Source organism: Streptomyces sp. NBC_01451 (genome assembly GCF_036227485.1).
Classification (GTDB): Bacteria; Actinomycetota; Actinomycetes; order Streptomycetales; family Streptomycetaceae; genus Streptomyces.
In genome coordinates, this window is record NZ_CP109479.1 from 6,522,219 (window position 1) to 6,536,230 (window position 14,012).

At 70.4% G+C, this 14,012-nt stretch carries 14 protein-coding genes and 2 tRNA genes; 15 read left to right on the forward strand and 1 reads right to left on the reverse strand.

Annotation, left to right across the window (positions count from 1 at the left end; genetic code table 11):
• Window positions 1-98: 98 nt before the first annotated feature.
• The 6 genes from OG595_RS28620 to OG595_RS28645 all read left to right on the forward strand — a co-directional run bounded on the left by OG595_RS28620 (window position 99) and on the right by OG595_RS28645 (window position 7,349).
• On the forward strand, window positions 99-2,132 hold the full coding sequence (locus OG595_RS28620; protein ID WP_329276908.1) for a hypothetical protein: 2,034 nt from the start codon (window positions 99-101) through the stop codon (window positions 2,130-2,132).
• A 136-nt stretch (window positions 2,133-2,268) separates the two neighbouring features.
• Window positions 2,269-3,396 (forward strand): glutamate 5-kinase, encoded by a 1,128-nt coding sequence (proB, locus tag OG595_RS28625; protein WP_329276910.1) that lies wholly within the window; start codon window positions 2,269-2,271, stop codon window positions 3,394-3,396.
• Between the two features lie 198 nt (window positions 3,397-3,594).
• Entirely contained in the window at window positions 3,595-4,059 is a 465-nt protein-coding gene (locus tag OG595_RS28630) for a hypothetical protein (protein WP_329283277.1), read from the forward strand.
• A gap of 93 nt (window positions 4,060-4,152) precedes the next feature.
• On the forward strand, window positions 4,153-5,439 hold the full coding sequence (locus tag OG595_RS28635) for a glutamate-5-semialdehyde dehydrogenase (RefSeq protein ID WP_329276912.1): 1,287 nt from the start codon (window positions 4,153-4,155) through the stop codon (window positions 5,437-5,439).
• Window positions 5,440-5,568: 129 nt separating this feature from the next.
• Window positions 5,569-6,177, forward strand: coding sequence for an SCO2584 family spore wall biosynthesis protein (locus OG595_RS28640; protein ID WP_443073163.1), 609 nt, complete (start codon window positions 5,569-5,571; stop codon window positions 6,175-6,177).
• 101 nt (window positions 6,178-6,278) lie between these two features.
• Window positions 6,279-7,349, forward strand: a complete 1,071-nt coding sequence (locus OG595_RS28645) for an SCO2583 family membrane protein (protein WP_329276915.1) — start codon at window positions 6,279-6,281, stop codon at window positions 7,347-7,349.
• A gap of 22 nt (window positions 7,350-7,371) precedes the next feature.
• Here the strand turns inward: OG595_RS28645 and OG595_RS28650 are convergent, their stop codons facing one another.
• Complete coding sequence (locus tag OG595_RS28650) at window positions 7,372-8,484, reverse strand: M48 family metallopeptidase (RefSeq protein ID WP_329276916.1); 1,113 nt, start codon at window positions 8,482-8,484, stop codon at window positions 7,372-7,374.
• Window positions 8,485-8,585: 101 nt separating this feature from the next.
• Between OG595_RS28650 and OG595_RS28655 the strand changes: the two genes are divergently transcribed.
• The 9 genes from OG595_RS28655 (at window position 8,586) to OG595_RS28700 (ending at window position 13,904) form a co-directional block, all read left to right on the forward strand.
• Window positions 8,586-8,747, forward strand: coding sequence for a hypothetical protein (locus tag OG595_RS28655; protein ID WP_329276918.1), 162 nt, complete (start codon window positions 8,586-8,588; stop codon window positions 8,745-8,747).
• A gap of 142 nt (window positions 8,748-8,889) precedes the next feature.
• Complete coding sequence (locus OG595_RS28660) at window positions 8,890-9,054, forward strand: hypothetical protein (protein WP_329276920.1); 165 nt, start codon at window positions 8,890-8,892, stop codon at window positions 9,052-9,054.
• A gap of 66 nt (window positions 9,055-9,120) precedes the next feature.
• Window positions 9,121-9,825: a nicotinate-nucleotide adenylyltransferase gene (gene nadD, locus OG595_RS28665; protein WP_329276922.1), complete on the forward strand. Its 705-nt coding sequence runs from the start codon at window positions 9,121-9,123 to the stop codon at window positions 9,823-9,825.
• Window positions 9,826-9,841: 16 nt separating this feature from the next.
• On the forward strand, window positions 9,842-11,584 hold the full coding sequence (locus tag OG595_RS28670; RefSeq protein WP_329276924.1) for an LCP family protein: 1,743 nt from the start codon (window positions 9,842-9,844) through the stop codon (window positions 11,582-11,584).
• A gap of 153 nt (window positions 11,585-11,737) precedes the next feature.
• Window positions 11,738-12,181: a ribosome silencing factor gene (gene rsfS / locus OG595_RS28675; RefSeq protein WP_329276926.1), complete on the forward strand. Its 444-nt coding sequence runs from the start codon at window positions 11,738-11,740 to the stop codon at window positions 12,179-12,181.
• On the forward strand, window positions 12,178-12,852 hold the full coding sequence (locus OG595_RS28680) for a histidine phosphatase family protein (protein WP_329276928.1): 675 nt from the start codon (window positions 12,178-12,180) through the stop codon (window positions 12,850-12,852). The genes rsfS and OG595_RS28680 overlap by 4 nt, the downstream gene beginning before the upstream one ends.
• A 107-nt stretch (window positions 12,853-12,959) precedes the next feature.
• Window positions 12,960-13,032 (forward strand) — tRNA-Ala (locus OG595_RS28685).
• Window positions 13,033-13,499: 467 nt separating this feature from the next.
• Window positions 13,500-13,733 carry a hypothetical protein gene (locus OG595_RS28695; RefSeq protein ID WP_044472114.1) on the forward strand — a complete coding sequence of 78 codons (234 nt, stop codon included), beginning with the start codon at window positions 13,500-13,502 and terminating at the stop codon, window positions 13,731-13,733.
• A gap of 98 nt (window positions 13,734-13,831) precedes the next feature.
• A tRNA-Ala gene (locus OG595_RS28700) sits at window positions 13,832-13,904 on the forward strand.
• Window positions 13,905-14,012 lie beyond the last annotated feature (108 nt).

A 14,012-nucleotide genomic window follows, 5' to 3' on the forward strand; every position in this document is an offset into this window, starting at 1 on the left:
CCGCACCGAATCCACAAAAACCTACCGGACCGAAACCAAGACAATTCCCGGGTAATTCCCGGCTCGTCACCGGGCCCTTTCCCAGATACAGGTTCTCCTTGATTTCCACTGCTATTCGCGTCGCCCGGGTGGGCAGCCCGGCCGAGCTGGCCGCGGCGGTCCTCATGATGCTGGGCTTCCCCTGTCTCATGCTGGCCGCGCTCCTCCCGAGCGTGCCCGCCTTCGCCGCCGCCGCCGCAGTGACCTACCTGGCGGACCACTATCTGCACCGCCGGGGCAGCTATCTGGTCAACCGCCTCAGCAAGGTGCGGGCGGGCGTCTCCATCCGGTTCCTGGTCCGGGAACTGCTGGTGCTGCTGCTCCTGGCACGCGCGGACCTCTCCCGGAGCGTGATCTTCTACGCGGCCATCGCCTGCTTCATCGCCTTCTACGGCTTCCAGGCCCCGCACGGCGCCCTGATCACGCTGATCCGCAACCGCCGCCGGATGCCGGTCGCCACCCGTAACGTCGACCTGGCCTCGCGCATCCCCATCCCCGACGCTCCGCCGCGCTTCCTGCTGGAACGCTCCACCGAGAAGATGCTCCACCTCGACCTGGCCGCGCTGACCGGCATCCTCATCACCACCGAGACCGGCTCGACGGTGTACGGCATGGCCGGCGTCGGCGTCACCCTCGGACTGGCGTTCCTGTACGTGGTCGCCCTCGCGCCCTATGTCAGGGGGCGCCGCATCCCGCCGGACGCGGAGACGGTGCTGGCGGCGACGGACGCGTGGCTGCGCGAGTACCGGCCGCAGACGGTGCTGTACTTCTCCGGCTCCAAGGACTCGGCGTACCAGGTCAACATGTGGCTGGAGACGATGGAGCAGCTGGACACCCGGCCGCTGATCGTCCTTCGGGAACGCGTCATCCTGCAGAACCTCGCGCCCACGACCGTGCCCGTCATCTGCGTGCCCGGCGGCATCCACCTGATGAACCTGGACCTCCGCACGGTCCGGGTCGCGCTCTACGCGGCGAACGTCGGCAAGAACATCCACCTGCTGCGCGTACCGACCATGAAGCACGTCTTCATCGGACACGGCGACAGCGACAAGATCGCCAGCGTGAACCCGTTCAGCAAGGCCTACGACGAGGTGTGGGTCGCCGGGCGGGCCGGGCGCGACCGGTACGCGATCGCCGACGTGGGCGTCCGCGACGAGGACATCGTCGAGGTCGGCCGGCCCCAGCTGGCGCCCATCCGCGGGTCGCAGGGGACGCCGGACACCCGTATCCCGACCGTTCTGTACGCGCCCACCTGGGAGGGCTGGGACGACGATCCCGGCAACACCTCCATCCTCCTCGCCGGTGAGAACATCGTGCGCGAGCTGGTGTCGGCCGACCCGCCCGTCCGGGTGCTGTACAAGCCGCACCCCTTCACCGGCACCCGCAGCGACGAGGCCGGGGCCGCGCACGAGCGGATCACCGCGCTGGTCGAGAAGGCCGCGGTCGAGCGGGCCGCCGACCCGCGTTTCCTGGGCGACCTCGAAGAGCAGGCGCGGGCCAAGGCCGACCTCGCGCGTATCGAGGCGCGGCTCGCCGAACTGGCCGGGCCCACTGGTGAGAAGGGCGACGAGGCGGAGGCGACCCGGGACGGCGTCGTCGACGTGGAGCGGCACGAGGAGACCGAGAAACTGCGCGCCGAGTGGAACGACGCGTACTGGCGTTCGTTCGGCGCCGGGGAGCACCGCGTCGTCACGGGCGCCGAACCACGGCTGTACGACTGTTTCAACGTGTCCGACGCGATGGTCTCCGACATCTCCAGCGTGGTCTCCGACTTCATCGCGAGCGGCAAGCCGTACGCCGTGACGGACTCGGCGGCGCTGGGCGCGGAGGAGTTCAAGCGGCAGAACACCGCCGTACGGGCCGCCGTGATCCTCACCAACAGCGCAGGGGAACTGGGGCAGTTGCTGGACGCGGTCCGCGACCCGGCGGCCGATCCGCTGGCCGCGGAGCGCGCGGAGCTCAAGCGGTATCTGCTCGGGCCCGACGAGCCGCCGTCCATCGAGCAGTTCAACACCGCGACGGCGGACCTCGCGGTGAAGGCCGAGGCACGCAACGCGGGTCAGAAGCGGCAGGCGGCGGCAGCGCGGACCTGAGGGTGATCGGGGGTGTGCGTCGGTCCGCCCACTGGACTGACGCACACCCCCCGCCCCCGTTCGCGTAAATTGCCCGGCAGCGCAGCCGGACGGTCCGAGCGGGACGATCCGGACGACCCGAGGGGACGGAACGCAGGTGGCAGGGGCAAGGCAGGCCGTCGCAGAGGCCCACAGGATTGTCGTCAAAGTGGGTTCCTCGTCGCTGACCACGGCGGCCGGCGGCCTCGACGCCGACCGGGTCGACGCCCTCGTCGACGTCCTCGCCAAGAGCCGCAGCGGGGGTGAGAAGGAGATCGTCCTCGTCTCCTCCGGTGCCATCGCCGCAGGCCTCGCCCCCCTCGGTCTGCGCCGGCGCCCCAAGGACCTGGCCCGTCAGCAGGCCGCCGCCAGCGTCGGGCAGGGCCTCCTCGTCGCCCGTTACACCGCCTCCTGCGCCCGCCACGGCATCCGCGTCGGCCAGGTGCTCCTGACCTCCGACGACACCAGCCGCCGTGCCCATCACCGCAACGCCTCGCGCACGCTCGACAAGCTCCTCGCGATGGGCGCCCTCCCGGTCGTCAACGAGAACGACACCGTCGCCACGGACGAGATCCGCTTCGGCGACAACGACCGCCTCGCCGCCCTCGTCGCCCACCTCGTGCGCGCCGACCTCCTCGTCCTGCTGTCCGACATCGACGGCGTGTACGACGGCGACCCCAGCAAGCCGGGTACGGCACGGATCGCCGAGGTGCACGGTCCGGCGGACCTCGCCCATGTCGACATCGGCAGCGCGGGCAAGGCCGGTGTCGGCACCGGCGGCATGGTCACCAAGGTCGAGGCCGCCCGGATCGCCGCCGCCGCCGGTATCCCGGTGGTCCTGACCAGCGCGATCCACGCCGGTGACGCCCTCACGGGCCGGGACACGGGCACCTACTTCCACGCCACCGGCAGGCGCTCCGCCGACCGCCTCCTCTGGCTCCAGCACGCCTCCACCCCACAGGGCTCGCTCACCCTCGACGACGGCGCCGTGCGCGCGGTCGTCCAGGGCCGCAAGTCGCTGCTGCCGGCCGGGATCGCCGCGGTCGAGGGCGAGTTCGTCGCGGGCGACCCGGTCGAGCTGCGCGACGGCGCGGGCCACGCCGTCGCCCGCGGGCTCGTCAACTTCGACGCCAAGGAGATCCCCCAGCTGATCGGCCGCTCGACGCGCGAACTGGCCCGCGAACTGGGCCCCGCGTACGAGCGCGAAGTCGTGCACCGGGACGACCTCGTCGTCCTGAACCCCTAGGACCTGCGGCTCGTCCCTGTGACCCCGCCCTTCGACTTCAGTCCCGCAAAGGCCGAAAACAGGGGGAACGCCCCGCAAATCCGCTCGCCTTGAGGTGGACGTTCCGCAAAAGTGCCCCATGAAGCGTGCGTACCTGCTTCTCTCTGTTTCAGGGAGATTCCGCACGACCATCGGGTGAAGGAGGCCGCCGTGAGACGAGTGCGCCCTGGGGCGGCGGCGTCCCGCGGTGGAACCGCCTCCCGCAAGGTGGGCGAGGAGCGTGCCCTGACGAGCGTCGCGGCCGGCGCCCGCTTCGAGGAGACGTACGAGGAGCCGAAGGACGTGCCACGGCTGTGGCACGTCACGCTCAGCGTCTCCGGCGCCGAGGCCCCGCTGAAGGAGGTCCGGCGCGGTCTGGAACAGCTCGCACACGACCACCCCTTTCTGCTGACCAGCCGATACGCCAACGACCACGCGGAGATCCGCTACTGGGAGGAGGCCCGCGATCTGCACGACGCCGCGGCCGTCGCCCTGCGCCTGTGGGGCGAGCACCGCCAGACCGCGAAGCTGCCCCCCTGGGAGATCGTCGGCCTGGAGGTCATCGACCGTGAGACCTACCACTACCGCATCGCCGAGGGCTTCGGCCCGCAGCCGGCGACCCCGGTGGGCGTCCACCCGTTCTAGGGCCTGTCCGGCGGATTTGCGGGCTCTCGGGGGCTTGTCTCGGGGTTTGGGATAGCCGGTGGACGGTTCCGTCCGGCGCACTACGCTTCCCTCATGACCACGCTTTCGCCGTACGACTCGATGTCCCCGGTCACACAGGCCGCCTACCGCGCCAAGGCCGCCGCCGCCGACCTCGCCCCCCTTCCGCGGGCCGAGAAGGACGACGCGCTGCTCGCCGTCGCGGACGCGCTGGAGGTCCGTACGAGCGAAATCGTCGAGGCCAACGCCAAGGACATCGCCCGCGCGCGGGAGGCCGGCACCAGCGAGACGGTCATCGACCGGCTGACGCTCACCCCGGAGCGGGTGCGCGCGATCGCCTCCGACGTCCGGGACGTGGTGGCGCTGCCCGACCCGGTCGGCGAGGTCGTCCGCGGCTCCACCCTCCCCAACGGCATCGACCTGCGCCAGGTCCGCGTCCCGCTGGGTGTCGTCGGCATCATCTACGAGGCCCGCCCGAACGTGACGGTCGACGCCGCCGCCCTCTGCCTGAAGTCCGGCAACGCGGTGCTGCTGCGCGGCTCGTCCTCCGCGTTCGAGTCGAACACCGCCCTGGTACGGGTGCTGCGCGACGCCGTCGGCGGGGCCGGACTGCCCGCCGACGCCATCCAGCTCGTACCCGGCGAGGGCCGCGACTCCGTACGGGAACTGATGCGCGCCCGCGGCCTGGTCGACGTACTGATCCCGCGCGGCGGCGCCTCCCTCATCCAGACCGTCGTCACCGAGTCCACGGTCCCCGTGATCGAGACCGGCGTCGGCAACTGCCACGTCTACGTCGACGCCCAGGCCGACCTCGACATGGCCGTCGACATCCTGATCAACTCCAAGGCCCAGCGCCCCAGTGTCTGCAACTCCGCCGAGACGCTCCTGGTCCACCAGGACATCGCCCCCGAGTTCCTGCCGCGCGCCCTGGACGCCCTCGCCGAGGCCGGGGTGACCGTGCACGCCGACCCGCGGGTGCTGGCGTATGCGAAGGACTCCAAGGCGACCGTCGTCGAGGCCACGCTGGAGGACTGGGACACCGAGTACCTGTCCTACGACATCGCCGCCGCCGTGGTCGACTCCCTCGACAAGGCCGTCGAGCACATCCGGCTGTGGACCTCCGGGCACACGGAGGCGATCGTGACGACCTCGCAGCAGGCCGCCCGCCGCTTCACCCAGCTCGTCGACTCGACGACGGTCGCCGTCAACGCCTCGACGCGATTCACCGACGGCGGTCAGTTCGGTTTCGGCGCCGAGATCGGCATCTCGACGCAGAAGCTGCACGCGCGCGGGCCGATGGGGCTGCCGGAACTGACCAGCACGAAGTACATCGTCACCGGTGACGGGCACATTCGCCGCTGACCGGAATGATCACCGGTCCGGCCGCCGGGGCGCGCGACGGCGGCCGGCGGCGAATGAAACGCATCTCATCCGGCAGCTGAATTTCCCTACCGTCTGCCCAAATTGACACCCCCGGTCTACTCTGGACGTGTGCCGGAGGACGTGGGGGGCACGCCGTTCTTCCCTGACGGCTGGGAGCCCGACGACGACCACGACCGCGGGGTGTCGGACGAAGAGTTCGCCTCCGTGGTCTTCGACGAGGCCTTCGTCCGGGCGGCCGTGGTGCACGAGCCGACCGCCGTCGAACGCCTCCTGGCCGCCGCGCAGGCGAGAGCGGAGGCCTCCGAGGCCGAGGCGCGCCGGGCGCGCACCAGAGGCCTCAGAGGGGACGACGACCGCTACGAGGACGGCTTCGGGCCCGACGACCCCGCCTATTTCGGCCACGATCCGGATCTCGACGACCTGGACGACGCCAAGTTCCTGGAGAGCCGCTACGGCGCTCCCGGCACGCACGGCAAGCAGGTCTCCCGCTGGCACCGCCCGGTCGCCTGGATGCTCGCCCTCGTGATGGGGATCGGCATGGTCGCGCTGGCTTTCACGGCGGTCTACCGGGGGGCGTCCTCCAGCCGTCAGGAACAGGTGCCGCCGCCCGCCTCGACCGGTCTTGAGCGGGGCAGCGGACAGGGCGGCGGAGCGAGCCCTTCGGCCTCGGCCGACTACTCCCAGCCGGCCGTCTCGGCGATCCCGCGGACTCCCTGACCCGAACCTGTCCGTGCCCTGTTCCTTCCTGGTGAGAACCTGTCAGAACTTGTGGTGCAGCGGGGCGTTTACCGAGCCTTCCGGAGACCTACTCTGAATGTATGGGCGGACCAGGAGACCCACCTGAGGGGACACCCGAGGCTGCCCCTGGTGGCGGCGAGGACGAGTACCGATCCGTCGTCTTCGACGAGTCGTTCGTCCGCGCTGCCCGGCTCCAGGAGTTCTCCGCCCAGGAGCGCCTGGACGACCACGCGCCCGCCGTACGCCGTCGCCGGCCCCTGCAACGGGGGCTGTCCCGGCAGGCGCTGATCCTCGTCCTGCTGATCGCTCTCGCCTTCGGCACGGTGATCTACATGGGCGTGCGGAACCCCTACGAGAGCCCGGTCGCGGAGCTGACCCCCGAGCCGCTGCGGATGACCGTGATCCCGCTCGCGCCGCAGACCGCCGTACCCGGCGCGATCGACCCCGAACAACTGTTCGCGCACAGTCCGGCGGCCCAGTTCTCCGTGGGCGCCGAGGGCATCGCGCTGCCCGCCACGCGGCGCACCGCGCACTTCTCGGACAGCCAGGTCGTCAGCGCCCTGTCCGCCGCCAAGGACTACATAGTCGAGTCCTCGCTCTACCCGGAGGTGCTCACCGGCAGCGAGGTCCGGGCCGTGCGGGTGATGCTCGATCCGGACCAGCTCGACCAGTTCGACGCCAGCTTCGACCGCCCGGCCGCCGACGGCAGGCACGCGCCCACCGGATGGCTGGTGCGCTTCGACCCGGCCCGCGTCCAGCTGGCCGACGACAGGATTCGCGTACGGGGCACGCTGCGGGCCACCGAGACCGACTCGGCGACCCTGGAGGTCGTCGCCGACCACACCTTCGTCTACGCGCTGCGGCCGACCGGCGCCGGCGAGCGGGCGAAGGCGTCCCTGTTCACCGTCCGGCGCGAGCTGCACTTCAGCTTCGACCGCGACGACCTGCGGATGCACCAGGCCCGCCTGGTCGTCTCCTATGTCCAGGCCGGACCGCTGTCCTGCGCGGAGGACTCCTCCAACCACTTCCGCCCGCTGCTGGCCGGTCAGACCGCCAAGGAGGGCGGACCCGCCGGTACGGACCCCTACGCGACGGGCGGCGCGACGGCGCTCTGCGGCTCGCTGGCGGCGGGAGCACAGCCGAAGGTGTAGCCCCCGCCCGGCGAGGTGACCGTCAGTCCTCGCCGCGGTCCGGCTGGTCCTTGGGCGGGGTGGAGCCGCCGGGCGCGGATCCGCCCGAGCCGCCGAATCCGCGCCGGACCCGGCCGCCGAGGTCGCCCGCCCCGCCCGCTATGTCGGAGACCAGCTTCATCAGCGGGTCCTTGGAGCTCTTCACGTTGCTCGCGTAGCTCGCCGCGGACTCGCGGAAGGAGCCCGAGACCGAGGTGTCCTTGTCCTCGGAGCGGCGCGGATAGTGGCCGTCCATGATCCGCTGGAAGTCCCGGGACTCGGCCCACTTCTTCAGCTCGGCGGCGCGCACGGTGGTGAAGGGGTGGGTGCGCGGCAGGACGTTGAGGATCTTCAGCACGGAGTCGCGCAGGTCGCCGCCCGCCTCGTACTCCTCGGCCTGGGCGAGGAACGCGTCCACGTTCATCTCGTGCAGGTGGTTGCCGCCGGCGATCTTCATCAGGCCGCGCATCGAGGCCTTGAGGTCCTGGCCGACGAGCAGTCCCGCGCGGTCGGCGGACAGCTCGGACTTGCGGAACCACTCGCGCAGGGCGGTGACGATCGCCATGATCGCGAGGTTGCCCAGCGGGATCCAGGCGACGCGGAGGGCCAGGCCGGTCAGGAAGAGCAGGATCGTCCGGTAGACGGAGTGGCCCGAGAGGGCGTGTCCGACCTCGTGCCCGACGACGGCCCGCATCTCCTCCTCGTCGAGCAGCTCGACCAGGCCGGTGGTGACGACGATGATCGGCTCGTCCAGGCCGATGCACATCGCGTTGGGCTGCGGGTCCTGGTTGACGTACATCGGCGGGACCTTCTCCAGGTCCAGGATGTGGCAGGCGTCGCGCAGCATGTCGTTGAGGTGGGCGAACTGCTGGTCCGAGACCCGCACGGAGTCGGACAGGAACAGCAGCCGCAGACTGCGCTCGGGAAGCAGTCCGCTGAGCGCCTTGAAGACGGTGTCGAACCCGCTGAGCCTGCGCAGGGCCACCAGGGCGGAGCGGTCGGCCGGGTGCTCGTACGCCCGCGAGGAGATCCCCGGGAAGCGGGTGCGCTGTCTGCTGGGCACGTTCTCGTGGCCCTCGGGCCCCTGCCCGTTGCTCTCACGGCTGTCGTCGGACATGTGTTCCCCCACGCGTCTGATTGCCCTGTGTGCCCCCCGAAGCGGGGCCCAGCCTAGGCGGAGATACCGTGGCGGGGCAGCACACCGTAAGGAGCGATCCGATGGACCACACCCCCGTAACCAACTGGATCAACGAGGCCGCGAGCGCCGCCGAGAAGCAGGGATCCGGCGATCTGCTCCGGGTCGTGCTGATCGTGATGTTCTTCGGCTGCATCCTGACCGCGTGGTTCCTGCTGCGGGGGTACAGGCAGAAGGACGACTGAGACGGGCCGGAAGTTCCCTCGCCGGCCTCTCCCGGCGCTCTGCCCGGACCTGTCGGCGGAGTCGGCGTGATCCCCGTCGGCGGGCACGCTTACGATGGGCCGACGTCTTTATCCCGCCCTCACCGGATAGGTCCTGCCGAAGATGAGCTTCCCCAGCACCGCAGCCCAGTTGATCACCCTCGCGGCCGAGGGCGAGGAGCACGGCGGCAACCACGAGAGCCTCAGCCCCTACCTCACAGGTGGCGGCGCCTTCTTCATCCTGCTGCTCCTGCTGTGGATCACCACCCGCTTCAACCGCGACCGCTGAATCCGGTCCAAGAGGAGCCGGAGGCTGTGACCGGTGCCCTCAGGTCGGGCCGGTAGGGTCTGCCGCATGGGAGAGCAGGACATGCCTACCGGTCCGGCGAACAACGCCGGCGACCGTCCGGCGCACGACGCGGAGAACCGTCCGGAACTCCGGCGTGTGCCGGGCAACGGTCCGTCGAACCCGGGCAAGCGCCGCCTCGGCGTCATGGGCGGCACATTCGATCCGATCCACCACGGACACCTCGTGGCGGCCAGCGAGGTCGCCGCGCAGTTCCACCTCGACGAGGTGGTGTTCGTACCGACCGGACAGCCGTGGCAGAAGACCGACCGCAAGGTGTCGCCGGCGGAGGACCGCTACCTGATGACGGTCATCGCGACCGCCGAGAACCCCCAGTTCTCGGTCAGCCGCATCGACCTCGACCGCGGTGGCCCGACGTACACCACGGACACCCTGCGCGACCTGCGCGCGCTCAACCCCGACACGGACCTGTTCTTCATCACGGGCGCCGACGCGCTCGGCCAGATCCTCACCTGGCGCGACGCGGACGAACTGTTCTCCTTCGCGCACTTCATCGGGGTCACCCGGCCCGGTCACACCCTGACCGACCCGGGACTCCCGGAGGGCGGTGTCTCGCTCGTCGAGGTTCCCGCCCTGGCCATCTCGTCCACGGACTGCCGCGCGCGGGTCGCCAAGGGCGACCCGGTCTGGTACCTGGTCCCGGACGGTGTGGTGCGCTACATCGACAAGCGCGAGCTGTACCGCGGCGAGTGAGCCGAGAGGGGCACCGGTGAACGACCCATACGACTCGGGGTACGACGGCGACCAGCAGTACGAGCTCGTCGGCTACGACGACCACGGCCGGCCTGTGTACCAGCAGGCGCCGCCGTCACAGCAGCAGTACCAGCAACAGCAACAGGTACAGCCGGGGCAGCAGTCGTACGACCCCTACGCGCAGCAGGCCCCCCAGGCGCAGGGGTACGAGGGGTACGGCTACGACCCGTACGCCACCGGGCAGCAGCAGCCCGCCCCGTCCTACGACCCGTACGGCGCCGGGAGCCCGGTCACCGGGTACGACCCCTACGGGCAGGCGGCGAGCAGCGGGCAGCAGCCCCGGGCCGCCGAGCAGGCGCCGCCCGCGGTACCGGCGGCACGGACCGCGCAGGCCGAACCGACCGCCTACGTCCCGCAGCAGGGCGGCCCGGTCGAGGGCGACGTCCCGCAGACCCGGGAGAACCCGCAGGACGGGGGCGAACGCGAATACAGCACCCAGCAGTTCGCCTTCGTCGAGGAGCCCACCGGCGACTCCGAGGACGTCATCGACTGGCTGAACTTCACCGAGAACCGCACCGAACGGCGTGAGGAGGCCAAGCGCCGCGCGCGCGGTCGCGCCGTCGCCCTGGTCGTCGTCCTCGCCCTGGTGGCGGTCGGCGGGGTCGGCTATCTCTGGTACGCGGGGAAACTGCCCGGGACGTCCTCCGCGGATGCCAAGACCGGCGGCGCGACCGCAGCGGGCGCCCAGAAACGGGACGTCGTCGTCGTCCACCTGCACAACACCAAGAAGGGCGGCACCTCCACCGTGCTGCTCGTCGACAACGCCACCACCAAGCAGGGCACCACCGTCCTGCTGCCCAACTCCCTCGCCCTGACCGACGACGACGGCACCACGACCACGCTCGCCAAGTCCGTCGACGACGACGGCTCCTCCGGGACACGCGACGCGCTCGACACCGTCCTCGGCACCGACATCGAGGGCACCTGGCGGCTGGACACCCCCTACCTGCAGAACCTCGTCGAGCTGGTCGGCAACATCGACATCGACACCAACGCCGACGTGCCCGACCCGGACGCCACGAAGAAGGGCACGGCGCCCCTGGTCAAGAAGGGCGAGGCCCAGACCCTCAGCGGCAAGATGGCTGTCGCCTACGCCACCTACCTCGCCCCCGGCGAGGCCCAGGACGCCCAGCTGGAGCGGTTCGGGCAGGTCATGCAGGGCGTGCTGCGCAAGCTGTCCTCCGACACCCAGGCCGCGACGGTCACCGTGCAGACACTGGCGCAGATCCTCGACCCCTCGCTGACCGACAAGGACCTCGGCAGCTTCCTCGCCAGGCTCGCCGACCTCGCCAAGGGCGGCGACTACAAGACCGCGCTGCTGCCCGTCCGGAGCGACGGCACGCTGAGCGCCCAGGCCAGTTCCTCGGTCGTCAGGACCGTGCTCGGCGGCACCGCCAAGAGCCCCGACAAGGGCGCCGCGGTCCGTGTCTCCGTCCAGAACGCCAGTGGCGACAAGGACGACACCGAGAAGGCCCGCGTCGTCCTCCTCAACGGCGGCTTCACCTTCCTGGAGGCCGGTACGGCCGACACCGCCCGCGCCACCTCCCAGGTCACCTATGCCGACGCCGCCGACAAGGAGAACGCCACCGAGACCGCCAAGACGCTCGGACTGCCCACGAGCTCGGTCAAGAAGGGCACGGTCTCCTCGAACGCCGACGTGTCCGTGATCCTCGGCCAGGACTACGAGCCGGCATCGTGACGGAGTGACGGCAAAGGCGTGACGGAGCGCCCGCCCCGGGCCCGGAGCGGGTGCCCGGGGTGCGATCCGGTAATGGCGTGGGGCGGTGTCGGCGGTCCGTGAGACCCTTGCGTAACCCGTAAGGGTCCCTGACCGCCGACCGAAAGCCTTGTAGTGACCGCCACTGACCGTTCCATCGAGCTCATCTCCGCCGCCGCGCAGGCGGCTGCCGACAAGCTCGCGCACGACATCATCGCCTACGACGTCAGCGACGTGCTGTCGATCACGGACGCCTTCCTGCTGGCCTCGGCACCCAACGACCGCCAGGTCAAGTCGATCGTCGACGAGATCGAGGAGCGGCTCAGCAAGGAGCTCGGCACCAAGCCGGTCCGCCGCGAGGGCGACCGCGAGGCCCGCTGGGTGCTCCTGGACTACGTCGACATCGTCGTCCACGTCCAGCACAGCGAGGAGCGCGTCTTCTACGCCCTTGAGCGGCTCTGGAAGGACTGCCCCGAGCTGGAGCTGCCCGACGACGCGAAGGCCACCCGCGGCAAGGCCGCCGAGCACGCCAAGCTTCGGGCCGAGGAGGACACCGCCGACTTCGGAGGCCTGCGGTGACCGCGCCCGCGCCCGCCGGGGCCCGTCGCAAGCCGGGCCCGGGCCGCCGCCTCATCCTGTGGCGCCACGGCCAGACGGCGTGGAACGTGGAGCGCCGCTTCCAGGGCACCACGGACGTCGAGCTCACCGAGACCGGCATCGGCCAGGCCCGCCGCGCCGCCCGGCTGCTCGCCTCCCTGAAGCCCGACGCGATCGTCGCCTCGGACCTCCAGCGCGCCGCGCACACCGCGCGCGAACTCGCCGAGCTCACCGGCCTCACGGTGACGCACGACGAGGGCCTGCGCGAGACGTACGCGGGCGTCTGGCAGGGGCTGACGCACGAGGAGATCATCACCCGCCACGGCGAGGAGTACGCCGCGTGGAAGCGCGGTGAGCCGATCCGGCGCGGCGGCGGCGAACTGGAGACCGAGGTCGCCGACCGGGCCGCCCCGGTGGTGCTGCGGCACGCCGAGAAACTCCCCGAGGACGGCACCCTCGTGGTGGTCAGCCACGGCGGCACCATCCGGACCACCATCGGGCGCCTGCTCGGCCTGGAATCCCGACACTGGGAGAGTCTCGGCGGTCTCTCCAACTGCTGCTGGTCCGTCCTCGGCGAGGGAGCCCGCGGCTGGCGCCTTCTGGAGCACAACGCCGGCACGCTGCCCGAACCGGTCCTCGGCGACGACGACTGAGAGCCCCTTCCCGTCCCCCGTCAGGGGCCGGAACCCGGATTTCACTTTCCGGCTGGTCGCAGGCTAAAGTTCTTCTTGTTCGCCCCGCGGGTCCGGGCGGAACGCGAGGGGCTATAGCTCAGTTGGTAGAGCGCCTGCATGGCATGCAGGAGGTCAGGAGTTCAATTCTCCTTAGCTCCACACATCAAGAACATCGTGCGACGAGAGTCCCGCTCCCCTGAGGGGAGCGGGACTCTCGTCGTTCGCCCGCCGTCTCCGGCAGACTCTTCCCGGACCGGCTTGAGTCACTTGGGGTCCCGGAGGCGTATACCTCTGCGGAAGCTCTTCTTACATGCATGTTTGCGCTGGCCGCGACGGCTGCGGTGGGTGCCGTGTCCGGACTGGTACGAAGGCGTCGCTGACCGTATTGGTCCGTCCGTGGCAGAATCAAACGGCCGGAAGGGGGCGCGGCCCGACGGGAGGGAGTTGCGATGCCTGCGAGCATCCTCAGGGAGGTCGGTCACCTCCCTGAAGCGGCAGTCATACGAGGCAGGAGAACCCGTCTCAGCTGCCCTTCCTGCGGTTCCGGCCATGTCGCCCAGGTACTCGGTGACAACGGTGGCGTTTCCTACGTGTGCACGGCCTGCGGCCACAGCTGGAGCTGATCGATGGGTGCACACAGGAGGAAATGCGACTGGTGCGGCAGTGGTACGCCCATCGTCCGTGACATGGAGCCCGTGAACCACGACTACCAGTACTGGTGCGAGGAATGCGCGCGGGCGCTGATCATAAAAGGCGACCCGATCGAGACCTACCGTGAGCTGGAGGGCGAGCCGATCTACGGCCGGCTCCTTGAGGAGCACTGCACTCTCAAACGGTTCTACTCGTTCGTCACGGCCTGACCCCGGTACCCCCGCCGGGCGGGACGGAAACGATTTGGTGCTGCACCGGGGGACCGGTAATGTTGGCGTCGCCGCCAGGGAGACCCGGCGGAACGCGAGGGGCTATAGCTCAGTTGGTAGAGCGCCTGCATGGCATGCAGGAGGTCAGGAGTTCAATTCTCCTTAGCTCCACAGAAGTCGAAGGCGGGTCGTCCGAACAGGATGACCCGCCTTCGACGTTGTACACAGGGCGTGCGTCCTGAGGACATGTACGGGGAACGCGGACGGCGGGCCACTCGA